Here is a 21,921-nt window from a genome sequence, read left to right as displayed (position 1 = left end):
TTTTCAGTACCTTTTCTGTGTTATTTTTAACAAAAAAGGGTATGGATGGCTAAAAGCTATTTCAAGTTTAGTGAACACTACATAGAAGCTTGTACAAAAAATTAGGGGGATTTGTAATGAAATATTTGCATAATGGGTTGAAATTATTGATTTGTATTGTAATCGTATTCGGGAGTATTGGGCTAAGTACGAACGCCAAAGTGACGGCGGAATCACCACTTAGTGCAACCTTACCAGCACCTATCAATCAAATATTTCCCGATGCCGCACTCGCGCAAGTGATTGCTACCAAGCTTGGCAAAACGATCACTGATACGGTGACTGTGGCTGATTTGAATACCATTACAAGCATTTCTTCTGCGGAAGGTTCAAGCAAAGGAATAACTTCGCTTGATGGCATGCAGAATGTACACAATTTGCAAGATCTAAGGCTAAGCAGTAATAATATTAGTGATATTACACCCCTAGCCGGACTTACCAATTTGGCGATTGGTCGATTTGACTCTCAGACTATTACTGTACCACAGGCTTCGAATAACGGTTCTTTCGTATTAAATTTAACAGGTGTTCTGAAAAATATGAGTGGTGGTATTCCAACTACAATTTTTAACATAAGTAATAGTGGGACTTACAGTAGCCCTAATGTAACTTGGAATGGCCTAACGACACAAACTAGTCTTAGTTTTCGATTCCAGCAGGATGTTGTTGTTAACGGAAATGCTATTGGTATTTTTCATGGAACAGTGACACAACCGACACAAAATATAATATATGATCCGATTGGACCGATTAATACGGTTTTTCCAGATGAAATGTTGGCGCAGGTCATCGCAACTAAATTAGGGAAAAATGTAACAGATGTCGTGAATCAAGCTGATTTGAATACGATTGTATCTTTGAGTACCGCTGAAACACTGAACAAAGGTATTACTTCATTAGTTGGAATGGAACATTTAAAATACATCACTTCTTTAGATTTAATAAATAACAATATTTCAGATGTGACACCTTTAAGTGGATTAACCCAATTGGGGGCTTTAAGCTTGGTTGGCAATCATATTAGTGATATTAGTCCGCTTGCTAATTTAACCAATCTCAATACTTTCCGTTTTGACTCACAAACGCTTACAATGCCCGCTGTGAATACGACCGATCCACTTAGTATAACAGAAATGACAATCACCGGTATCAGTGGTAATCAATTAGCGCCATACACGATTTCAAATGGAGGAACCTATTCTGCCCCAACAATTACTTGGACTGGATTAACGAATCAATTGAAGGTCACATATTCATTTTTTGAAGCTGTAACGCTTGGGAATGGTACTGGAAATTACCATGGTACTGTTACCGTACCTCTAGTTCCAGATACGACGCCACCAGTTATTACCGCCGATTCTAACTTTACTTATGAGCAACATGAAGCCGTAACTGCTAGTCAGTTTTTGCTGGATATCCATGCCACGACGGACGATGGTTCTGTCATTACCTCTGATTTCGCAACGGCTGTAGATTTGGACGTGGTTGGTGATTATACGGTCACGCTAACATCGACGGATCAATATGGGAATGTCGCAGCTCCGGTGACCGTTACTGTGCATATTGTTGATACGACTGCTCCTGTGATCACCGCCTCTCCTACTGTCACTTATGATATCGATCAAACGGTGAGTGAAGCCGACTTTTTGGATAGTATTGTAGCAAAAACGGATGATGGTTCCACAATCACATCTGACTTTGAAACGGCCGTTATTTTTGCCGTTCCTGGCGAGTATACTGTCACCTTGCAGTCCACCGATAGTTCTGGGAATGTCGCAAAACCAGTACGTGTGACTGTCAAAATTGTCAGCTCGGCCGTTCCTGTGATTTCCGCGGATAGTGATGTGACTTATAAGCAATATGCTACGGTGAGTGCGACGCAGTTTTTGAGGGATGATAAAGCCAGTGCTAGCAATGATGGTATTGTTTCTTCTGATTTTGCGAGTGTGGTGAATTTAGGGGTTGCTGGTGATTATGTGGTAACTCTAAACGCAGTGAATTCGGATGGGGTTGCTGCGGTTCCGGTGAAAGTGACGGTTCATGTGATTGCGTCAAAACCGGATGACCCTACTAAGCCTGTTGAGCCAACAAATCCTGATAAGACGAAACCAACTAAGAGTCAGATAGATTCAGGTAAAATGCAGAACGTGCCACGCTTGCCTGAGACTGGTGATTCCTCACTTCCACTTGCTGGATTTGGTTGGATTGTACTTATTGCAGGAGCGCTATTGTTGAAAAAAAGAAGTTGACATTGGGAAATCTCTGATGATTGGATGACAAGAAAAACGTTATCTAGTCTTTAGGGATTTTTTTTATTGTAGCCTTTTCTTTTATTAGAAACTGTTATAATGGGAATAGGAAAAATAGAAAGACTGGAGGTTTGCGAAATTGATTAGGGAAGCAGGGCAAGATGATGTAGAACACATAGCAAATTTAGCTGTTATGTTGTGGAGCGGGCAAGTTGTTCAAGATTTGATGGAGGAGTTTTCGGAAATAATTTACCGAGGGGACGTGCGGTTTTTTCTTAAATATGATCAAGATATGCCTGTTGGATTTGCGCAGTGCCAATTAAGGCATGATTATGTGGAAGGAACAGCTACCAGCTGTTGGATACTTAGAGGGGATTTTTGTTAAGGCGGAATATAGACATAAAGGATATGCGAAGGAATTATTATCTGCGTGTGAAAAATGGGCTAAACAGCAAGGGTGTACCGAGTTTGCCAGCGATTGTGAATTAGAGAATGATACTAGTTTTCATTTTCATCGAGCGATGGATTTTAAGGAAGCAAACCGAATTATCTGCTTTACAAAGAGACTATAAATTCTAGATGGGCAATTCCCTGATTCCGCTCTTTTTTACAGCTTCGTGAGCGGTTTTCTGGTAAAATGGAAGAGCAGGAAGAAGGTGTTTCATATGGAGCGTTATGATCGGCAAATGCGGGTCGCTCAGATTGGGAAGACAGGACAGGAGACGTTGCAGGCGAGCACGGTTCTGATTGTTGGGGTCGGTGCGATTGGTACATACGCAGCGGAAATTGCGGCTCGGATGGGAATTGGACGGCTTATTTTAGTGGATCGTGATTTTGTGGAATTATCGAATTTGCAACGGCAAACGTTGTTTACGGAACAGGACGCGATGCAAAAAGAGGCGAAGGCGTGGGCGGCGGCAAAGGCGCTACGCGCGATTAATCGGGATGTTCAGATTGATTTCTTGGTGGATGATGCGAATCCTCAGTCGTTGTTGCCTTTTGCGGGAAATGTGGACGCGGTTTTGGATTGTACGGATAATTTTGCGACGCGGCGCTTTTTGAATCAATGGTGCTTGGATCAGCGAGTACCATGGGTTTTTGCGTCATGCGCGGGGACATTTGCGAATGTGATGCCGATTATTCCTGATGAGACGGCTTGTTTGCATTGCCTGATGGAGAAAATGCCGCTTTTTAATGAGACGAGTTGTGATATTATCGGGGTTCATGGTGCGCTTATTCCGATGCTTTCGGGGCTTCAGGTGTCACTTTTGACGAAGCTGTTGCTTGGGGAACGAAGCGCGAAGTATTATCAGATGGATAATTGGGAGATGACATTTCAAGCGTTTGGTGTAAAGCGGAATCCTGATTGTGCGGTTTGTGTGCGCGGTGAGACGGCTGAGATTTTGTTTTCAAAGCAACCAGTTCTACTTTGCGGGCGTGATACGGTGCAGTTTCAGATTGGTTCGGCGATTGATTTTCGCGAGTTAGAGATGGTACTTCAAAATCAGGATATTATTTTTCAAACGAATCGCTTTGTTTTGACGTTTTGTTTTCAGGGATATGATTTCACCGTTTTTCAAAATGGGCGTGTGTTGGTGCACGGGACGGATGATTTAATGATAGCGAAGAAGCAATATCAGCACTTTTTTAATGAAATTTGAGGAGGCGCAAAACATGGAACAGAAGGAATTTATTCAGGCTCGGGTTGGCATTTTGACCATTAGTGATACGAGGAATTTGGATACAGATAAAAGTGGGCAGTTGCTCGCGGAGGCGCTTGAAGCGGCGGGACACGTTGTGACGCAACGCATTGTTGTGAAGGATGATGATTTCTTGATCAACGAAGGGCTCGCCAAATTGAAACCGCAATGTGATTGTGTAATTTCAAATGGGGGTACGGGTATTGCTGTGCGCGATGTGACCTTTGAAGCATTGTGGGACCAAGTTGCACAAGAGATTCCCGGTTTTGGCGAGCTGTTCCGGATGCTTAGTTACAAAGAGATTGGAACACGGGCAATGTTGTCACGGGCTTTTGCCGGGTTTACGCTCGATAATGTGTTACTTTTCGTTCTTCCTGGTTCATCCAACGCTTGCGGACTTGCGATTAACCAACTCATTATTCCAGAATTGCCACACTTCTTGGCAGAACGTCGAAAATAGAATTAAAAAATCCTAGCGGTGTGCGTATCGCTAGGATTTTTTGCGTTATTTATAGGTACGAATCATTGGAGGCACGTAAGAAGCTATAAATTGGTCGATCTCATCCAGTGATTCCGATATCAAAATTTTGTCACGGTCGGCTGGTGTTAAAAAGCCCTCTTCTACCATTTTGTCGTAAAACTTTCCGAGCAAATCATAATAACCATTCACATTGTATAGAATACATGGATTCGTATGCTCGCCAATTCTTCCCCATGAAATAACTTCGGTGATTTCTTCTAGCGTTCCTGGTCCGCCAGGCATAGCAATATATACGTTCGCCGATGCAATCATTTGTGCTTTTCTTTCGTGCATATTCGCAACGACATGCAGTTCCGTCAACCGTTCATGCGCCATCTCTCTATTTTTCAACGCCTCTGGAATGACGCCAATCACCTCAGCGCCACTTGCTAAAACTTGATCTGCGAGCACGCCCATCAGACCTACTTTTCCGCCACCGTAAACGAGGCCATCGTGGTTTTCTGCAATCCATTTTCCGAGTGCTATGGTTGCTTCTTGGTATATTGGACTGTTTCCCATGCTTGCTCCACAAAATACTGCGATATAATTCAAACGTGGCAACTCCATCTATTTGGTTAAAAGGTTCGCGAATTCATTAGATACTGCTTGTAAAGAGGTTTTATAGGGCGCGAAGTCTTTTTCAATGTTTTTAAATTGGCCGGATGCATCGAACATCTCATCCGAAATGTCAAGTGGTGGGTTGGTCGCCATATTGTGCATATGTAAACCTTGCGTCACGAGCTTCATGCTAAGCGTTGCTTGGAAACCGCCATGTCCGCCGTAGCACATGATGCTCACCGGTTTCGCGCGCCATTCATCATATAGGAAGTCCAACGCATTTTTTAAGACGGCGGGATACCCCCAGTTATATTGCGGAAAAACGAGAACGAAGCCATCGTAGCCGCTGATTAAGTCGCTCCAAGCCTTCGTGTGTGCTTGTTGGTAGTTATGATGTGCTGGAATTTCTGGTTCGTCTAAAAATGGTAAGTTGATTTCGGCAAGGTCGATCAGGCTCAGGTTTAGCGCTTCGTGTTCCATTTCTTTCATCGCCCATTCTGCCACCGTACGGCAGACGCGTGTTGGTCGGTTACTTCCGATAATGAGGCCTATCTTTGGTTTTTCAGACATTTTTCACGACTCCTTTTATGACGCAAAAGCCTGCATCTCGAAAACGAGACACAGACTTTGGCGTTTTTCATTATCCTCCGATTTGACTCATGCGCCTCGTCGTTGGTTTGTGCGATTGCATTTCGTCTTGCAAGGCAATCGCCATCTCATGACTTTCCGGTTTATTGTCGATGGACTTTTGCACGAGTGCCATCAATTTCTCTGGGTCATCAATGAACGGGCGAATATTCATTTCTTCATCCCAATACAGGCACGCCTTAATGTAGCCATCTGCAGTCAAACGCAACCGGTTACAGCTAGCGCAAAAATGGGAACTGACTGGGTGAATCAGGCCAAATGTGCCTTTTGCTCCTTCTAAACGATAGTTTTCAGATGGACCGTTGCCGCGAATCGAGTCCACTGGTTTGTATGAAAGCCCAGCTTCTTCACAAGCATCAAAAATCGTTTGTAGTGACAAATACTGCTTTTTCCAACCGTCGCCAGCATGACCAATCGGCATATACTCGATAAAGCGAATGTTGATATCCTTATCTTTCGTAAATTGCAGGAAATCTAAAATTTCATCGTCGTTCTGACCTTTAATCAAGACGACGTTCAGTTTAATCGGGAAAAATCCGACTTCTTCTGCTTTCGCGATACCGTCTAGTACTTTTTGTAACTTACCACCTCGTGTAATGGTTTTAAAACGGTCTTCGTGTAGGGAATCTAAGCTGATGTTGACACGCGTTAAACCAGCTGCTTTCAAGGCTTCTGCTTTTTTGACGAGATACATCGCGTTTGTCGTTACCGCAATATCCTCGATTTCTGGAATAGCGCTGATACCTGCGATAATGTCCACGATATCGGTTCGTAAAAGTGGCTCACCGCCTGTAATACGGACTTTTTTGATGCCAAAGCCGACCATGATTTTCATGAAGTCCACAATCTCATCTTTGGATAGGACTTTCTCGTGAGGTAGGAACGTCATACCTTCATCGGGCATACAATAAACACAACGTAAATTACAACGGTCGGTGACGGAAATGCGGATATAATCATGGACGCGTCCAAAGCGATCGGTTAATAATTGCATGATATCTACCTCCTATTCGTTATTTATCGAAACGGAATTTTCCGCTTTTGCCACCTGTTTTTTCAACGAGATGGGTGTTTCCAATGACGATTTTTTTATCTATTGCTTTGCACATGTCGTAAACGGTTAGCGCGGTTACAGTTACGGCGGTCAAAGCTTCCATCTCAACGCCGGTTTTTCCAATCGTGACAACTTCGGCGACAATCGTTAAGTGATCTTTGCCATCATCAGTGAACATGATATTGACTTTCGTCGTCATGATTGGATGGCACATTGGGATTAGTTCGCTTGTTTTTTTGGTAGCCATGATTCCCGCAACTTGCGCAACGGCTAGTACATCACCTTTATCGATGCGTCCGTCTTTAATACGCGTCAAGGTCGCTTCTTCCATATGTAGCGTTGTTTCGGCGATCGCACGTCTTTGTGTCTCACTTTTCTTCGTTACATCTACCATGTGGGCGCGTTGTTCATCATTGAAATGGGATAGTTCATCAGTCATTTTATCGTCTCCTTCATCTCATCCTCCGCTTACTGGAGGGATTATCGCGATTTCTGAAACGTCTGTCAGCAGGCTATCGTCTGTTTGAAACTCCATGTTGACCGCAATCATGCATTTCGCCACGTCGGCCTCAATCGCTGGAATTTCCTTACTTACTAACTGTCTCACATCTGCAACAGTCTTGCAATCAGAAAGGTCGAGATTCACTTCTTGAAATCCTGCTTTCTGCACGAGAAAAGCGAATAGTTTAATGGGCGTCATCTCGCTCACCTCCCCAACGAACACGATCCGTATCCACTTCTTCTTTCCAAATTGGTACGCGTTTTTTTAGTTCTTCAATGATAAAACGCGAACCTTCATAAGAAGCGGCACGGTGAGGCGTTGCGACGCCGATAAATACGGCGATATCGGTCAACGCTAACTCACCTAGCCGGTGAATCACAATCACATCGGCGTCATATTTTGTCTCTACTTCCTGCGCGAGTTTGGACAGTTCCTTGATCGCCATTTCTTTATACGCCGTGTAACGAATCGTTTGCGTCTGGATTTCTCCCGTCCATTCACGAATCGTCCCGACAAACATATTCACGGCGCCAAATCTAGCATTTACTAACTCTTGGTATGTGGCGCCAACATCAATCGGCTCCTGTTGCAACCTGACATCTATCATTGTAAAAATTCCTCGATTATCGTCTGACATAATGTCTCTTGTGCATCTTGCGTACTCACTTTCAAAATGTTAGCTGGGAGGTTATCGCGCAATGTCGCCATCTTGTATACGGCTGGTAATGTTTCTAGCGTAGCAATATCCTCTGCGTCCCGCACCATCACAATTTTTGGAAACGGCGCTTCCTTGTAGCCTTCGATTAAAATCACATCAGTTGGCGGCAAACTCGCAATCATGTCTTTTAGCGTGATTCCTTGGTCCACCATCATCGCGTGCTGGGAGGAGGAAGATAGCGCGACTATATCCGCACCGCTTTCACGAAACGAGTAGGAATCTGTGTTTGGATGGTCGATTGCAAAGGCATGCACGTCATGTTTGATAACTGCCACCGTATAATCTTGTGCTTTTAATTGCTGCACAAAGCAGTTTGTCATCGTTGTTTTCCCGCTTTTTTTGAATCCGGTTATTTGGAAGATAAGCGCCATATCTCGATCTCCTCCCCTTTATTTTTGCCAGTTTTGCCACTCGGTATTTTGATGAGACACTCGGTTAGGTGTAAGTTTCCTAGCGCGCTCGACATATCACTGCCGACGGGAACAGCGGTTAATTCGCCCGCCTCGTAGAGCAATTGACCGCGTAAAAAGCGATCGTAAGCATTGTTTTTCGAGTAATCAGCGCCCATCTTTGCTGGTTGAAAAGTGAACTGGGTTTCGATGTCACCGCTCATTTTGGCGAGCACTGGCGCGATGAGCAGGTGGAACGCGGTGAAGCAGGCGCCTGGATTGCCCGATAAAGCCGCAACTAGTGTATTTTCATACCGCATCGCCGTCGTGACGCTGCCCGGCCGCATTTGGATTTTGTTGTAGAGCAGTTCGGCATCTTCTTTTGCGATAATCGCCATGAAATCGAAGTCCCCGACGGAAACACCGCCTGTTGTCAGGACTAAATCAGCCTGTTTCGCAAGATCGGTGAGTCGATTTTTGGTCAACGCTAGGTCGTCCTCAATTTGTTCCACCGCAATGACTTCCGCGCCTGCCTCTTTCGCAAGCGCCGCCAACATCAGATGATTACTGTTGAAAATTTTCCCGTCTGGGAGGGGCGCACCAGGTTGGACAAGCTCGGAACCCGTGGATAAAATCGCGACGCGCGGTCGACGGAAAACGGTCACGGCCGGGATGCCAAATGCTGCGAGTAGGCTGATTGAGCCTGGGTTCAAATGATGATGGGCTTGGAGCAGTGTTGCGCCTGCCTCGAATTCTTCGCCGCGCTCTGTGATGTTGGTATTTTTATGCGTGTTAATGAGTGTGATTGTTGTAGCGTCTCCTGTTTCGCGGGACTGCTCCAACATGATAATTTTGCCGGCATTCTCAGGAACTTTAGCGCCGGTCATGATGCGCACCGTCTCGTTTTCCTGCAAATCGTGATTATACGCGGAACCGCATGGTACATCCGCTACAACCTGAAATGTTCGCGGATAATTCGCGTCATCCTCAGCCCTAATCGCAAAACCGTCATATCCGGAACGCCTGAAATACGGCATCGCCATCGTTGCTGCTACTTCCTGCGCCAAGATTCGGCCGTTCGCGTCTGCTATCCCAATCTTTTCTGCGCCAAGCATGACCGCGTTCTCCAACAATCTTTTCTGCGCTTCCTCCACTCGAATGGCTACCCGTTTATCCAACATGCCCAACACTTCCTTTTTTCGCAAATTCCAACTAGTTCCACTATACATCAAACCCCATGAAAATAACAGTGTAAGCGCTCACTTCATGTTAGTTCGCTCCGCCAAATCCATACTTCTTCAAAATTTTCTGCGCTTGTGTGCCCTTCATGTAATCCATGAATTGAGATGTCTCATCGACCGCATCCGTATCCTTCACCGTCGCCGCATAATACCCAATCGGGCTGTGCAACTCATTGCTAATCTTATACGCCGTCTGCACTTTATTTGAAATCATCGCGTCCGTTTGATAAACGAAACCAATATCCGCATTTCCCGACTCCACATACGCCAACACTTGACGCACATCGCTTGCCTTCACCAAACGCGACTTCACGCTAGCCATCAACTTCTCTTTCGTCAAAAACTCCTCCGCGTATTTTCCCGCAGGCACCGAAGCAGGATCGCCAATTGCAATCACACGAGCCTTCGCCAATTCTGACTCGATATCACCACTCGGAACAGTCTTACTCGGCATCACAGCTACCAGCGTATTCGAAGCAATTTCCTGTTTACCATCAATCCATTTCTTCGCCATCAATTTATCCGTATCCGCCACGCTCGCTAGTAAAACACCATCAATCGGTGCCCCATTTTCCACACGTTCGCGGATTTGCCCTGAACCAGCAAAGTCGAATTCTAATGTCACATGGTCATGCTCCTTCTCATACAAAGGTTTCACATCATCCATCACATCTTTCAAACTTGCCGCCACAGAAATATGTATCGTTTGCGGTTCTTGCGTGCCGCAACCTGCCAAAACCAATAGTACCCCAGCAAAAATCAGCCCACTTTTTATCCACATTTTCATCTACAATACCCCCTATTTCAGTCTATCCCTATTGTACGGAATTTCCTCAAAAAAAGACAGCGAAATAGTTCCACTGCCTTCCATTTCAAATCAGGTTGTCACGGCTTGCTTGCGTAAATAAACAATCCAAACCGTCACAAGACAAATGAGGGCAAACACGCCGAGCAAAATAAATCCGAGCGTATAAGAACCCATATTTTGTTTAATAATACCTAACAAAAGCGGTGGGAAAAATCCACCAAGTCCGCCGGCCGCACCAACAAATCCCGTCACAGCACCCGTATTCCCTTTTGAAACCATCGGCACCATTTTGAAAATAATCCCGTTTCCAAGGCCTACAATTAGCGCGGTGATAAAAATAAGCGTTGTGAATATGCCGTACTGCGTGAGTGAAAAAGCAATCAAGAACGCGGCTACAGCAATCATCGCAAAACCAGTGGTCAACAGTTTCGGCGGATTGAATTTATCCGCTAAAATCCCACCTACAGGTCGCATGAATGTCGCGGTCGCTGCAAATCCAGCAGAAAACAGTCCAGCGTTCACTGCCCCAATCGAGAATTGATCACCCATAAACGCCGGTAAATAGTTACTAAGCGCCACAAAAGAACCAAATGTCAGGAAGTAGAACAAAGATAGATACCAAGTATTTTTATCCTTCACAACCGATAACGACTGCTTCAAAGTTTTCTTTTCCGTCGACAATGTCATTTCTTTCGCAAAAATCGCAAATATAGCGACAATCACCACAATCGCAATCATCAAGGAATAATAGATCCAGTCGAATCCCCAATTCGCGTTAATGCGTGGAATAATCAGACCAGAAAGTGCATTCCCAATGTTCCCCATTCCAGCAATACCAAGAATTAAGCCTTGTTTTTCAGCTGGGAAAAAGGTGGAAACGTAAGAAATTGCGATGGCAAAAGTCGTCCCCGCCATACCGATAAAAAATGCGCAAAGCATTAAATATAAATAAGTACTCGCAAACGGAATCAACACCAACGGAATTAGCGTAAATAGCATCGTGATAATATATATCTTCTTACCACCATACCGATCGCTCAAAATCCCCATTGGAATCCGCATAATCGATCCCAGAAGTACTGGCGTTGCGATAAGTAAACTTTTTTGTGAAGCAGATAGCCCAAATTCTGCGGCAATCTGATTAGAAACTGGCGATAAAGAAGCCCAGACCATGAATGAAATCGCCATCGCAACGGTGGCAATGGTGAGCGCGATATACGCGTCTTTTTTTTGATGTATGTTGCATGTTTATTTTCTCCCCTCGGTTTAGAAAATCATATAAGGCGTCTTGCTTGGCGCCTCTGGATCCAGCTCCAACGGCCAGCCTCTCGGAATTTGTTGTGACTCTTAGGAAGCATATTTTGCTGAGTTAGAGCCTCAATATGAGTGTGAACATTCGTTCCTCCGACATCTGCGCCCCTAACAATTAAAAGGTTGTCAGTCTCGCAATGCTCCACTGCCTATTGATTCACTAAATCAAACCAAACGATGGTTTGAAAGTTCATCAACATAACGGGCCATTTCCACTTTTCATTTTCGATAAATAATATAACTCCTCTTCAAATACGACAATGGCACGCTCCACGCATGGACTAAACGCGTGTATGGAAACAGCGCGAAAATAATAAACGCACTAATGATATGCAGCTGGAAGAATACCGGCACGTTCGCCATCAGACTTGCATCTGGCTGAAAAATGAACAACTGCCTAAACCAAACCGCAATCGATTCTCGGTAATCAAATCCAGGATTCGCCCGGTTTGCAAACAACGTACTGGCCATTCCGAGGAAAAGCGTCAACAACAACGTCACATTCACGATGATGTCCATAATCGAACTCGTCATCCGCACGCGATCATTCGACAACCGCCGGAACGTCAATAAAAACATCCCCACAAACGCCATAATCCCGAAAATACTACCAATCCCGACTGCCACCAAATGGTACGTATGCTCACTAATCCCAATCGATGTCGTCCAACTTTTCGGAATCACCAAGCCGATGAAATGCCCGCCGACAACGAAAATAATCCCGATATGAAATAAAATACTACCAATCATCAATTGCTTTTTCTCAATCATTTCCGAAGACTTCGAGGTCACCGTAAAATGATCGTACCGATAGCGGAAAATATGTCCAAACACGAAACTCGCCAAAACAAGATAGGGCAAAACAACCCATAAAAAATTATTCCACATGCTGCTTCTCCTCTCCCTGTTTCACGCAAACGCGCAGTTCATTTCGCATTGCTTCAATTACAAAACGATACGGATTCCCCGCCTCTTCAAGTGCCCGGAGCAAATGATACGAACCATCTTCAATCACGCCAATCAAAAGCTCCATACTATCACCAGAACGCGCATCCAGATACCAATCACCCGCATCAATAAACTCGAGCATGAGCGGCAAATAATCCGTCAACTCCGCGTCATCTGGCAACAAACCAAACATCTCATAAAGCACTTTCAACTTCGCCAACATCTGCCCACGTTCCCGCGCATCTTCGAATTTATAAAACGTCATGTAAAGCGTCGTCTTTTTATTAAAATCAAACGTGTCCACATACGTTTCCGTAATTTCACCAAAAGTCAGCGCAGAAATTTCCTCCCAAAACGCCGTTATTAATTCCAGCGTTTTAGGATTCTGAAACGTTTCTAAAAGCAGAAAACGATCATTGATAAAGCGTTTTTCAGGATACGACAAAACTGCCGAAATAGCGCCAAAAACAGCACGTTTTTCGTCTAGTAAGGCATAATTAATCACGCCAAATCCCCCCATAAAAACTTTCTTCATACATATCTTGCGTTGATTTCGAAGGCTGTTGCGTACTATTTCCCATCGACATCGGTGTATTCGTAACATCCGGTTTATTAATCTGATCCGCCAGACTACAACCACCACAAACATCTTCCGAAAAACCAGACGAACCTTGCGCTTTATACGTATCGATGTAATCCTCTTTATGACTCGCCGGAATCACAAAACGGTCCTCGTATTTCGCAATCGCAAGCAGGCGATACATCTTCTTCACTTCCTGCTCCGTCATGCCGATTCGCGCTAATTTTTCCGTATCAAAATCTTTGCCAGAACTCACCGCGCGCATATACATCCGCATCATCGCCATTTTTTGTAGCGACGTCTTAATCACATCGGTGTTCCCTGCTGTCAACAAACTCGCCAAATAATCGACAGGAATCCGCATTTCATCAATCGCTGGGAAAATCATATCCGGATTATTAATCGAATCTTTCCCTTCAAAATAGTTCATGATTGGTGAAAGTGGTGGCACGTACCAAACCATTGGCATTGTGCGGTATTCTGGATGTAGTGGGAACGCAATCTTATATTCCTTCGCCATTTTGTAAACCGGCGAATTCTGTGCAGCTTTAATCCAGTCTTCTTTAATCCCATCTTTGCGCGCTTGCTCAATCACCGCGGGATCATGTGGATCAAGGAACAAGTCTAGTTGTTTTTGATACAGCTCCTTCTCGTCCTCCACAGATGCCGCTTCTTTGACACCGTCCGCATCATACAGCATCACACCAAGATAGCGAATTCGACCTGTACACGTCTCCGAACAAACGGTTGGCAAGCCAGCCTCAATACGAGGGAAACAGAACGTGCATTTCTCCGCCTTATTCGTTTTCCAGTTGAAATATACCTTTTTATACGGGCAACCAGTCATGCAGTAACGCCATCCGCGACACGCTTCTTGGTCAACCAGTACAATTCCATCCTCATCGCGTTTATACATCGCACCACTCGGACACGACGCCACACAAGAAGGATTCAAACAATGCTCACACAAACGCGGCAAATACATCATAAACGCTGTCTCAAAATTCGTTTTTATCTCTGTTTCGATGTTTTTCATGTTCGGATCAAGCGGCATCGTTGTTGGTGCTCCCGCCAAATCATCCTCCCAGTTTGGACCCCATTCGATTTCCATGTTTTTACCTGTAATCACAGATTTCGGACGCGCCACCGGTTGATTCTTCTTCTCTTTCGGCGTGAAAAGCGTATCGTAATTGTACGTCCACGGTTCATAATAATCCTTTAATTCCGGCATATCTGGATTGTAGAAAATTTTTCCGAGCATGACTTTATTCCACTTCGAACCAGCCGCCAACTCCAACTTTCCTTTTTTCAGTTTCCAGCCGCCTTTATAGCGTTCTTGGTCTTCCCATTGTTTCGGATAACCAATGCCGGGCTTTGTTTCTACATTATTAAACCAGATATACTCAGCACCAGGGCGGTTTGTCCACGTATTTTTACACGTCACACTACACGTATGGCAGCCGATGCATTTATCTAGATTCATTACCATTCCTACTTGCGCTTTAATCTTCAAGCCAATTCACCTCGTTCAGTTTCCGGACAGCAACATAGAGATCCCGCTGATTTCCAATTGGTCCATAATAGTTAAAACCGTAGCTAAGTTGTGCATACCCACCAACCATTTGCGTTGGTTTCACGTGGATTTTTGTCGGCGCATTGTGACTGCCGCCTCGCGTTCCCGTAATCGAAGTCCCTGGAACGTTGATATGACGGTCTTGCGCATGATACATGTACATCGTTCCTTTTGGCATTCTGTGACTCACGACCGCACGAGCCGTTACAACACCATTTCGGTTATAAGCTTCGAGCCAGTCATTGTCTTTAATTTTGCCAGCCTCGGCGTCTTCATGGTTAATCCACACGTTCGGACCACCACGGAAAAGCGTCAACATATGCTGATTATCTTGGTACATACTGTGAATATTCCACTTACCGTGCGGTGTTAAATAGCGCAACACAATCGTATCCGGCGTCTCCACAATCTCCTTATCACGAGGCGCAAAAACTTGTGGTGGCAACGTCGGCTTATACACTGGCAACGACTCCCCATACTGCAAAAACATCTCATGATCAATGTAAAAATGTTGTCGCCCAGTCAGCGTCCGAAATGGAACCAAATGCTCAATATTCGTCGTAAATGGCGAATAACGCTTACCGTCCGTATTCGAACCTGTAAACACTGGCGTCGGAATCACTTCACGCGGTTGCGCCGTAATGCTTTGGAACGTAATCCGCTCCGCCTCGCGAGGCTTCGCTAAATGACTAAGCGCCATCCCCGTCGCGCCCTCCGCCACTTCCCAAGCCCGAACTGCCACCTTCCCGTTCGTCGCACTAGAGATATGCAGAATCGCGTTCGCCGCCTGTCGTTCCGACTCCATCATCGGCATCCCGTTCTTCATCGAGTCATCCTCATAAATCCCGTTAATGCCCTTCATTTCCTCATATTCCTCAGCGACCGAGAACTGCGTCCCATGCGCGCCGACCTTACCCGTCCCAACATTCGGACCAAGCGTAATAAACTTATCGTAAATTTGCGTATAATCCCGCTCTACAAATTGGAAATGCGGCATCGTCTTACCAGGAATCGCCTCAACCTCGCCTTTTTTCCAATCCTTAATCTCACCATAAGGTTGCGAAATCTCCATTGGCGAATCATGGTTCAGCGGCAACATAATCACATCGCGCTGCACCTCGTGTAAATGATCCTTCGCCATCTCAGAAAACGTCTGACTCAAATCCTTAAAAATATTCCAATCCGATTTCGACTCCCAAAGCGGGCTAATCGCTGGGTTAAACGGATGCACAAAAGGATGCATATCCGTACTCGAAATATCCGTCTTCTCATACCAAGTCGCAGCAGGAAGCACCACGTCCGAATAAATGGGCGTCGCCGTCATCCGGAAATCAAGCGTCACCATCAGGTCCAATTTCCCTTCCGTTTCCTCATCGCGCCACACCATTTCCTCCGGCTTAAATTCATCATTTGGCGTCGACAACAAATTATTCGTCGTGCCAAACAAATGCTTCATAAAGTACTCCTGACCCTTCCCACTAGAAGAAACAAGGTTCGAGCGCCATACAAAAAGGCCACGCGGGAAATTCACTGGATTATCCGGATCTTCCACCGCAAACTGCAATTTCTCCGATTTCAAATCATCGACAATACCCGACACGATCTCCGCATCCGATTTGTCCTTATTTTCCGCCGCAAACAGCAAACTATTCTTGTTAAACTGCGGATATGAAGGCAACCAACCTAGTCGCGCCGCCAACACATTGTAATCCGCGGGGTGTTTATAGCTCATTTTTTGCGCCAGTGGAGATTTCAAAGCATCCGTGTCCATCTCCTCATAACGCCACTGATCCGTTGCAAAATACCAGAAACTCGTCGCATTCTGCTGTCTCACCGCGCCCTGCCAATCCTTCGCAAAAGCCACCGTTTGCCAGCCCTCAATCGGACGACATTTCTCCTGACCAACGTAATGCGCCCAGCCTCCGCCGTTCACGCCTTGCGATGCCGTCAAAATGACCAAGTTCAAAATCGAGCGATAAATCGTGTCACTATTAAACCAATGATTAATTCCCGCACCCATGATGATCATCGAACGACCACCCGTATCAATCGCATTCTGCGCAAACTCACGCGCAATCTGCGTCACGACATACGCCTTCACACCCGTAATCGGTTCCTGCCAAGCCGGCGTATACAAACTCTTTGCATCATCCAAACCACGAGCCGCCATTCGGTCACCGTCATGCCGCGCCACACCATACTGGCTCAACATCACATCATAAACCGTCGCAACTAAGCGCTTCGAGCCATCCGCAAGCGTAATTTCCCGAACCGGCAATTCTCGTTCAAAAATGCCATTCCCCGTATTATCAAAATAAGGAAACGCAACCGTGCCTATTCTATCCAAGCCAACCGTCATCGCAGGCGCAATCACAGAACCATCCTCGCGTTCCAACGACAAGTTCCACTTCACGCCCTCTTCCCAACGCTGACCCATCGTCCCATTCGGAACCACAATCTCGCCCGTCGTCTCATCAATCAAACACGTTTTCCAATCCGCGTGCGCGCCACTTTCAAGCCCCGCATACAAATCATCCTCGCGTAAGAAACGACCCGGCGTTAAACCCTTATCCGTCTGATCAAGCAACAGCAAAAACGGCAAATCCGTAAACTGTTTCGCGTAATCAATAAACTGCGATTCCGCGCGTTCCACATAAAATTCCTTCAAAATAACATGCGTCATCGCCTGAGCAAGTGCAGCATCCGTCCCAGGATTCGGCGCCAACCAATTATCTGCAAACTTCACGTTCTCCGCATAATCCGGCGCCACCGCCACAACTTTTGTCCCCTTATAACGAACCTCCGTCATAAAATGCGCATCCGGCGTCCGAGTCAACGGCACATTCGAGCCCCACATCATAATATAACCAGCGTTGTACCAATCACTCGATTCCGGCACATCCGTCTGTTCTCCCCAAATTTGCGGAGAAGCAGGCGGTAAATCCGCATACCAATCGTAAAAACTCAGCATTTCGCCACCGAGCAGCGTCAAAAACCGTGATCCAGCCGCATAGCTTATCATTGACATCGCAGGAATCGGCGTAAACCCAGCCAAGCGATCCGGTCCATATTTCTTAATCGTATAAATCAGCATCGCCGCGACCATATAATACGCTTCCTGCCACGTCACCCGAATTTGTCCACCCTTCCCACGCGCACTTTTATAGCTCTCCGCCTTCTCAGGGTCTTCCACAATACTCGCCCAAGCCTTAATCGGGTCACCATACTGCTTCAACGCATTTTGCCATAAACGCCATAATTTCCCGCGCACATACGGATATTTCACACGTAGCGGACTATACTCATACCACGAAAAACTCGCGCCACGCGGACAACCACGAGGTTCAAATTCCGGCATATCTGGCCCACAACTCGGGTAATCCGTCGCCTGATTTTCCCATGTAATAATCCCGTTCTTCACGAAAACCTGCCAACTACACGAACCCGTACAATTGACACCATGCGTCGTGCGAACCACTTTATCATGACTCCAACGATCCCGATACATCTTCTCCCAAGCCCGGCTTTTCTCCTCCATCACCGTCCAGTTTCCATTAAATTTCTCCGTCCGTTTAAAGAACCGCAAACCTTTTTTCCTCACTATGTACCACCTCGATTTGTTATTATATTCACAAATAAAACTAGGAACTTCCTACCTAATTCGATAATACAACGCCTATCCTTTTCTTTGCATCAGGAGAATCCCTATATTTTCACAGCTAATATTCTTTGACAATGCGCGGTTAGAATAACATAATAGATAAGGAATACATACCCTTTGGAGGTTTAATGAATATGCTAACACCAGTCCTACACTCACTCTTAATCGCGATTGCATCCACATCCCTCGCATTCCTCACCATGCTTCCACTCAGCTACTATTTCGCGAACCGCAAATCCAGATTCCAATTAATTGTTGAAATCATCATTCTGTTACCACTCGTTTTACCACCAACCGTCGTAGGTCTCATCCTACTCAACCTATTCGGGAAACACGATCTCATCGGGGCTTTCTTATGGAATACGTTCAACTATAGCTTTATTTTCACACTCGCCGGCGCCGTTATTGCCACCACAATCATCATTCTTCCGATTATGTACCAAGGTTTAAAAAGCGCCTTCCTTTCGATTGATCACGACCTCGTCTGGGCTGCCCAAACCTTGTCCGCTAACGCCAAAACGATCTTTTTAAAAATCATCTTGCCTAACTGCTGGCAGCCAATATTAGCAGGGATTTTACTGAGTTTTTGCCGGGCGATGGGGGAATTTGGAGCAACACTCATGGTCGCCGGCTACATCGAAGGAAAAACGAATACTATTGCCTCAGGTATTTACTTCATGGTCCAACAAGGCGATATGCGCACAGCCATCTACCTTGGCCTCATCAACGTCATCATTGGTGTCATCGCGCTACTCGTTATCCATATTCTCACTGTCCGCCAAACTAACTTAACGAGAGGAATGTAAATCATGGGACTTCGTTTAAAATTCAAAAAGAAACTGCCATTTCACGATCTCGATATAAATTACGATTTCGTCTCCCCGATCACTGCCATCATGGGCGCCAGTGGTTCTGGAAAATCTACCCTTTTCCAATGTATCAGCGGTCTTAAAAAAATCGACGAAGGCATCATCGAATTCGGCAACACAGCCTGGGACGATACATATAGCGACATCACCGTTCCAACCGCTGCGCGCAAAGTCGGCTACCTATTCCAAAACCTAGCCCTTTTTCCAAATATGAACGTCTTTCAAAACATCGCATTCGGCCTAACCGTAAACAAAAAAAATCGCGTTGAAATCGAACAACAGGTCCGCAAAATAAGCGATTACTTACAGATTTCTCATCTCCTTTTTTCCTCCGTCCAAAAATTATCTGGCGGTGAAAAGCAACGCGTAGCAATGGCTCGAGCAATGATTATTAATCCGAACCTACTTCTTTTGGACGAACCATTCAACGGCCTTGACGAAGACACGCGGAACATCTGCATCGAGCTCGTCGGTCAAATGGCGCGTGACTTCGATATTCCCGTCATCTTCGTAACCCACTATCACCAAGAAGCCGCCTCCCTAACCGGAGAAATTTTAAAAATAAAGGATGGTCGCCTTGTCAAAAACTAAAACAATCGCCGGTATCGTGCTTGCAGGCGGAAATTCCAGACGATTCGGTGAAGATAAAGCGCTATACAAAGAAACACCAAGCGCACCAACATGGGTCGAGTTAACGGTTAGCAAGATGACCCCCCTTGTCGGTCACCTTTTTATTGTCACAAACGAACGGCTATTCCCAGCCATCGACAGACTATTCGATGCAGAGCAGGTCACTGTTTTAGCTGACCAACCGCCATTCACTGATAAAGGGCCACTTGGCGGTATCTACACTGTCATGAGCTCTGCCAAATTTGATCACTATCTCATCTCACCGACGGATACACCGAACATCACGACGGAAATCTTTGCCGAACTTATCAACGCTAGAAACGCTTATGCCGCAACAAATACAGCCAGTCACTACCTCACCGCGTGCATCCCTTATTGTGAACCCGAAATAAAAGCCATGCTCACCAAAGAAAACCTTCGTATTCGTGGGCTATTCCAATCCATCCATGCCAAAAAACAGGTCTTTCCAGAAGAAAACCTGTTCCAAAACCGAAATTATCAATAACCATTCTCAGGAGGTCCCTACATGCGCTTTTTTTCCCTGCTTTGGCAATTCACGTGGAAACAAATACTCTGCTGTATCTTCCCAGCCATCATTTTTATCTCGCTTGCCCTGTCTAAATATATCAATATCCCATTTATCCCCAGATACGATCTGCTACTCATCATCTGTATCGTCGCCCAATTACTACTCATCAAATTCGGCTTGGAAACATGGGATGAACTTAAAGTCATCATGCTTTTTCACATCATCGGCCTCGTTCTGGAGATCTACAAAATCCATATGGGTTCTTGGGCCTATCCAGAAGACGCCTATGCGAAAATTCTCGGCGTCCCACTATACAGCGGCTTCATGTACTCAAGTGTCGCTAGCTACATTTGCCAAGCCTGGAAACGCTTTGACCTCACCGTCAAAAATTGGCCGAAAAGCAGTTACGTTATCACATTATGCGCCCTGATTTACCTAAACTTCTTCACACATCACTACATCTGGGATTTTCGCTACATTCTAATCATCGCCGTCCTCATCCTCTTTTTGCGCACTACCGTTTATTTCACCGTCGGCGATAAACAATTGCAGATGCCACTATCCCTGTCGTTCTTACTCATCGCCTTCTTCATTTGGGTTGCCGAAAACATCGCCAGCTTCTTTGGCGCGTGGTATTACCCCAATCAAGAAGTCACCTGGCAACTCGTGGGCTTCGGCAAAATCACTAGCTGGTACCTACTTATAATTATCAGTGTTATGATTATCGCCGAACTGAAATTCCTCAAAAAAGATTTACACAAAGAGTGAAAAGAGCCTCCGATTCGGAACTGATTCAGCGGTTCTTTCTTCCTCTCATTAAGTAAAATCTCATGAATAATCCAAAAATAATCGTTATAACTACGCCCGCGCCAAATACACTTTCAGATACCCAACCCAAAATATAAGATAGAATAACCAATAGCGCCAATAAGATATACAACACTATAATAAGAACTTTCATATGCCACATTCCTCCTCAATTAAAATATATATACAAAACAAAAAAGCGAAGACCAAAAAACTGATCTCCGCCGCTATCCCTATCCTCTTTTCCACTTCAACCAACTATACGAATCCATGATTTGCAAGAATCGGACCAACCTCGACAAACTCATGCCATCCTCATTCCCAAACGTCCGCGAAAACCGCTCCTCCATCTCTGGAATCGATGTCTCCCCATCCATTTGCGAAAGGATAAAATAACCATGTTCATCAAGCTTAATACGCCGTTCCGTAGGCTGTTTCAAAAGCTTCGTCGCCACGCGCTCCAACCAAGCCGAGCGCGGCACAATTAAATACTTCTCCTGATCCGCCACTTCCAAAACAAGATCATCCTTCAAAACTGGAATTTCTTCCAACATATTTCGGCGTTCTTTTTTTCGCATATTCAGCAC

Annotated in this window: 24 protein-coding genes; 9 read left to right on the top strand and 15 right to left on the bottom strand. The window is 45.3% G+C overall.

Annotated elements, in window-relative coordinates; translation table 11 throughout:
- Positions 1–116 precede the first annotated feature (116 nt).
- The 5 genes from PGRAN_RS15835 (at position 117) to PGRAN_RS12415 (ending at position 4,448) form a co-directional block, all read left to right on the top strand.
- On the top strand, positions 117–2,288 hold the full coding sequence (locus PGRAN_RS15835) for a LapB repeat-containing protein (protein WP_051998629.1): 2,172 nt from the start codon (positions 117–119) through the stop codon (positions 2,286–2,288).
- Between the two features lie 139 nt (positions 2,289–2,427).
- Positions 2,428–2,673, top strand: coding sequence for a hypothetical protein (locus tag PGRAN_RS17640; RefSeq protein WP_338151718.1), 246 nt, complete (start codon positions 2,428–2,430; stop codon positions 2,671–2,673).
- A complete protein-coding gene (locus PGRAN_RS17635; protein ID WP_338151717.1) occupies positions 2,615–2,860 on the top strand; it encodes a GNAT family N-acetyltransferase in 246 nt (81 codons plus the stop codon). The genes PGRAN_RS17640 and PGRAN_RS17635 overlap by 59 nt, the downstream gene beginning before the upstream one ends.
- 93 nt (positions 2,861–2,953) lie before the next feature.
- Positions 2,954–3,949 (top strand): ThiF family adenylyltransferase, encoded by a 996-nt coding sequence (locus PGRAN_RS12420; RefSeq protein WP_036067460.1) that lies wholly within the window; start codon positions 2,954–2,956, stop codon positions 3,947–3,949.
- A gap of 13 nt (positions 3,950–3,962) precedes the next feature.
- Positions 3,963–4,448, top strand: coding sequence for a MogA/MoaB family molybdenum cofactor biosynthesis protein (locus tag PGRAN_RS12415; protein ID WP_036067459.1), 486 nt, complete (start codon positions 3,963–3,965; stop codon positions 4,446–4,448).
- Between the two features lie 45 nt (positions 4,449–4,493).
- On the opposite strand, the gene PGRAN_RS12410 is transcribed toward PGRAN_RS12415, so the two are convergent.
- From PGRAN_RS12410 to PGRAN_RS12345, 14 genes are all read right to left on the bottom strand, one after another.
- Complete coding sequence (locus PGRAN_RS12410) at positions 4,494–5,060, bottom strand: LOG family protein (RefSeq protein WP_206537369.1); 567 nt, start codon at positions 5,058–5,060, stop codon at positions 4,494–4,496.
- Between the two features lie 15 nt (positions 5,061–5,075).
- Positions 5,076–5,636 carry an NADPH-dependent FMN reductase gene (locus PGRAN_RS12405; RefSeq protein ID WP_036067456.1) on the bottom strand — a complete coding sequence of 187 codons (561 nt, stop codon included), beginning with the start codon at positions 5,634–5,636 and terminating at the stop codon, positions 5,076–5,078.
- Between the two features lie 70 nt (positions 5,637–5,706).
- Complete coding sequence (gene moaA, locus PGRAN_RS12400; protein ID WP_036067455.1) at positions 5,707–6,708, bottom strand: GTP 3',8-cyclase MoaA; 1,002 nt, start codon at positions 6,706–6,708, stop codon at positions 5,707–5,709.
- A 19-nt stretch (positions 6,709–6,727) separates the two neighbouring features.
- Positions 6,728–7,207, bottom strand: a complete 480-nt coding sequence (gene moaC, locus PGRAN_RS12395) for a cyclic pyranopterin monophosphate synthase MoaC (protein ID WP_036067454.1) — start codon at positions 7,205–7,207, stop codon at positions 6,728–6,730.
- 18 nt (positions 7,208–7,225) lie between these two features.
- Positions 7,226–7,468, bottom strand: coding sequence for a molybdopterin converting factor subunit 1 (gene moaD, locus PGRAN_RS12390; RefSeq protein WP_036067452.1), 243 nt, complete (start codon positions 7,466–7,468; stop codon positions 7,226–7,228).
- The gene (locus tag PGRAN_RS12385; protein WP_036067449.1) at positions 7,455–7,877 is read right to left on the bottom strand and encodes a molybdenum cofactor biosynthesis protein MoaE; all 423 of its coding nucleotides are present in this window, start codon (positions 7,875–7,877) and stop codon (positions 7,455–7,457) included. Before PGRAN_RS12385 ends, moaD begins: the two co-directional genes overlap by 14 nt.
- Positions 7,874–8,359 (bottom strand): molybdopterin-guanine dinucleotide biosynthesis protein B, encoded by a 486-nt coding sequence (gene mobB, locus PGRAN_RS12380; protein ID WP_036067448.1) that lies wholly within the window; start codon positions 8,357–8,359, stop codon positions 7,874–7,876. Before mobB ends, PGRAN_RS12385 begins: the two co-directional genes overlap by 4 nt.
- Positions 8,338–9,558, bottom strand: a complete 1,221-nt coding sequence (locus PGRAN_RS12375) for a molybdopterin molybdotransferase MoeA (RefSeq protein ID WP_036067446.1) — start codon at positions 9,556–9,558, stop codon at positions 8,338–8,340. The genes mobB and PGRAN_RS12375 overlap by 22 nt, the downstream gene beginning before the upstream one ends.
- Before the next feature lie 88 nt (positions 9,559–9,646).
- Positions 9,647–10,399: a molybdate ABC transporter substrate-binding protein gene (modA, locus tag PGRAN_RS12370; protein ID WP_420911976.1), complete on the bottom strand. Its 753-nt coding sequence runs from the start codon at positions 10,397–10,399 to the stop codon at positions 9,647–9,649.
- A gap of 96 nt (positions 10,400–10,495) precedes the next feature.
- On the bottom strand, positions 10,496–11,614 hold the full coding sequence (locus PGRAN_RS12365; protein WP_065427922.1) for a nitrate/nitrite transporter: 1,119 nt from the start codon (positions 11,612–11,614) through the stop codon (positions 10,496–10,498).
- Positions 11,615–11,956: 342 nt separating this feature from the next.
- A complete protein-coding gene (gene narI, locus PGRAN_RS12360; RefSeq protein WP_036067443.1) occupies positions 11,957–12,625 on the bottom strand; it encodes a respiratory nitrate reductase subunit gamma in 669 nt (222 codons plus the stop codon).
- Positions 12,615–13,190: a nitrate reductase molybdenum cofactor assembly chaperone gene (narJ, locus tag PGRAN_RS12355; protein WP_036067441.1), complete on the bottom strand. Its 576-nt coding sequence runs from the start codon at positions 13,188–13,190 to the stop codon at positions 12,615–12,617. The genes narI and narJ overlap by 11 nt, the downstream gene beginning before the upstream one ends.
- Positions 13,183–14,778 carry a nitrate reductase subunit beta gene (gene narH / locus PGRAN_RS12350; RefSeq protein ID WP_036067439.1) on the bottom strand — a complete coding sequence of 532 codons (1,596 nt, stop codon included), beginning with the start codon at positions 14,776–14,778 and terminating at the stop codon, positions 13,183–13,185. Before narH ends, narJ begins: the two co-directional genes overlap by 8 nt.
- Entirely contained in the window at positions 14,768–18,442 is a 3,675-nt protein-coding gene (locus PGRAN_RS12345) for a nitrate reductase subunit alpha (RefSeq protein WP_036067437.1), read from the bottom strand. Before PGRAN_RS12345 ends, narH begins: the two co-directional genes overlap by 11 nt.
- 191 nt (positions 18,443–18,633) lie before the next feature.
- Here PGRAN_RS12345 and PGRAN_RS12340 point away from each other — a divergent pair, with 191 nt between their 5' ends.
- From PGRAN_RS12340 to PGRAN_RS12325, 4 genes are read left to right on the top strand one after another with little or no spacing between them, the layout of a single operon-like run.
- Positions 18,634–19,305 carry a molybdate ABC transporter permease subunit gene (locus PGRAN_RS12340; protein ID WP_036067435.1) on the top strand — a complete coding sequence of 224 codons (672 nt, stop codon included), beginning with the start codon at positions 18,634–18,636 and terminating at the stop codon, positions 19,303–19,305.
- A gap of 3 nt (positions 19,306–19,308) precedes the next feature.
- Entirely contained in the window at positions 19,309–19,959 is a 651-nt protein-coding gene (locus PGRAN_RS12335) for an ATP-binding cassette domain-containing protein (RefSeq protein WP_036067433.1), read from the top strand.
- On the top strand, positions 19,946–20,503 hold the full coding sequence (locus tag PGRAN_RS12330) for a molybdenum cofactor guanylyltransferase (RefSeq protein WP_051998628.1): 558 nt from the start codon (positions 19,946–19,948) through the stop codon (positions 20,501–20,503). Before PGRAN_RS12335 ends, PGRAN_RS12330 begins: the two co-directional genes overlap by 14 nt.
- A 21-nt stretch (positions 20,504–20,524) precedes the next feature.
- Positions 20,525–21,295, top strand: coding sequence for a DUF817 domain-containing protein (locus PGRAN_RS12325; RefSeq protein WP_036067430.1), 771 nt, complete (start codon positions 20,525–20,527; stop codon positions 21,293–21,295).
- Positions 21,296–21,567: 272 nt separating this feature from the next.
- On the opposite strand, the gene PGRAN_RS12320 is transcribed toward PGRAN_RS12325, so the two are convergent.
- Complete coding sequence (locus tag PGRAN_RS12320; protein ID WP_036067429.1) at positions 21,568–21,912, bottom strand: PqqD family peptide modification chaperone; 345 nt, start codon at positions 21,910–21,912, stop codon at positions 21,568–21,570.
- Positions 21,913–21,921 lie beyond the last annotated feature (9 nt).

Origin of the sequence: Listeria grandensis FSL F6-0971, from assembly GCF_000525835.1 — a bacterium.
GTDB classification, from domain to species: Bacteria; Bacillota; Bacilli; order Lactobacillales; family Listeriaceae; genus Listeria_A; species Listeria_A grandensis.
This window is presented reverse-complemented; position numbering and strand designations above follow the sequence as displayed.

What these genes read in the sequence shown, in the direction of transcription:
- PGRAN_RS15835 (WP_051998629.1), top strand. Translation starts at nt 117, where the DNA reads ATGAAATATTTGCATAATGGGTTGAAATTATTGATTTGTATTGTAATC.
- PGRAN_RS17635 (WP_338151717.1), top strand. Translation starts at nt 2,615, where the DNA reads ATGATTATGTGGAAGGAACAGCTACCAGCTGTTGGATACTTAGAGGGG.
- PGRAN_RS12420 (WP_036067460.1), top strand. Translation starts at nt 2,954, where the DNA reads ATGGAGCGTTATGATCGGCAAATGCGGGTCGCTCAGATTGGGAAGACA.
- PGRAN_RS12415 (WP_036067459.1), top strand. Translation starts at nt 3,963, where the DNA reads ATGGAACAGAAGGAATTTATTCAGGCTCGGGTTGGCATTTTGACCATT.
- PGRAN_RS12405 (WP_036067456.1), bottom strand. Translation starts at nt 5,636, where the DNA reads ATGTCTGAAAAACCAAAGATAGGCCTCATTATCGGAAGTAACCGACCA.
- moaA (WP_036067455.1), bottom strand. Translation starts at nt 6,708, where the DNA reads ATGCAATTATTAACCGATCGCTTTGGACGCGTCCATGATTATATCCGC.
- moaC (WP_036067454.1), bottom strand. Translation starts at nt 7,207, where the DNA reads ATGACTGATGAACTATCCCATTTCAATGATGAACAACGCGCCCACATG.
- moaD (WP_036067452.1), bottom strand. Translation starts at nt 7,468, where the DNA reads ATGACGCCCATTAAACTATTCGCTTTTCTCGTGCAGAAAGCAGGATTT.
- PGRAN_RS12385 (WP_036067449.1), bottom strand. Translation starts at nt 7,877, where the DNA reads ATGATAGATGTCAGGTTGCAACAGGAGCCGATTGATGTTGGCGCCACA.
- mobB (WP_036067448.1), bottom strand. Translation starts at nt 8,359, where the DNA reads ATGGCGCTTATCTTCCAAATAACCGGATTCAAAAAAAGCGGGAAAACA.
- PGRAN_RS12375 (WP_036067446.1), bottom strand. Translation starts at nt 9,558, where the DNA reads ATGTTGGATAAACGGGTAGCCATTCGAGTGGAGGAAGCGCAGAAAAGA.
- modA (WP_420911976.1), bottom strand. Translation starts at nt 10,399, where the DNA reads ATGTGGATAAAAAGTGGGCTGATTTTTGCTGGGGTACTATTGGTTTTG.
- PGRAN_RS12365 (WP_065427922.1), bottom strand. Translation starts at nt 11,614, where the DNA reads ATGGCGATTTCATTCATGGTCTGGGCTTCTTTATCGCCAGTTTCTAAT.
- narI (WP_036067443.1), bottom strand. Translation starts at nt 12,625, where the DNA reads ATGTGGAATAATTTTTTATGGGTTGTTTTGCCCTATCTTGTTTTGGCG.
- PGRAN_RS12340 (WP_036067435.1), top strand. Translation starts at nt 18,634, where the DNA reads ATGCTAACACCAGTCCTACACTCACTCTTAATCGCGATTGCATCCACA.
- PGRAN_RS12335 (WP_036067433.1), top strand. Translation starts at nt 19,309, where the DNA reads ATGGGACTTCGTTTAAAATTCAAAAAGAAACTGCCATTTCACGATCTC.
- PGRAN_RS12325 (WP_036067430.1), top strand. Translation starts at nt 20,525, where the DNA reads ATGCGCTTTTTTTCCCTGCTTTGGCAATTCACGTGGAAACAAATACTC.
- PGRAN_RS12320 (WP_036067429.1), bottom strand. Translation starts at nt 21,912, where the DNA reads ATGCGAAAAAAAGAACGCCGAAATATGTTGGAAGAAATTCCAGTTTTG.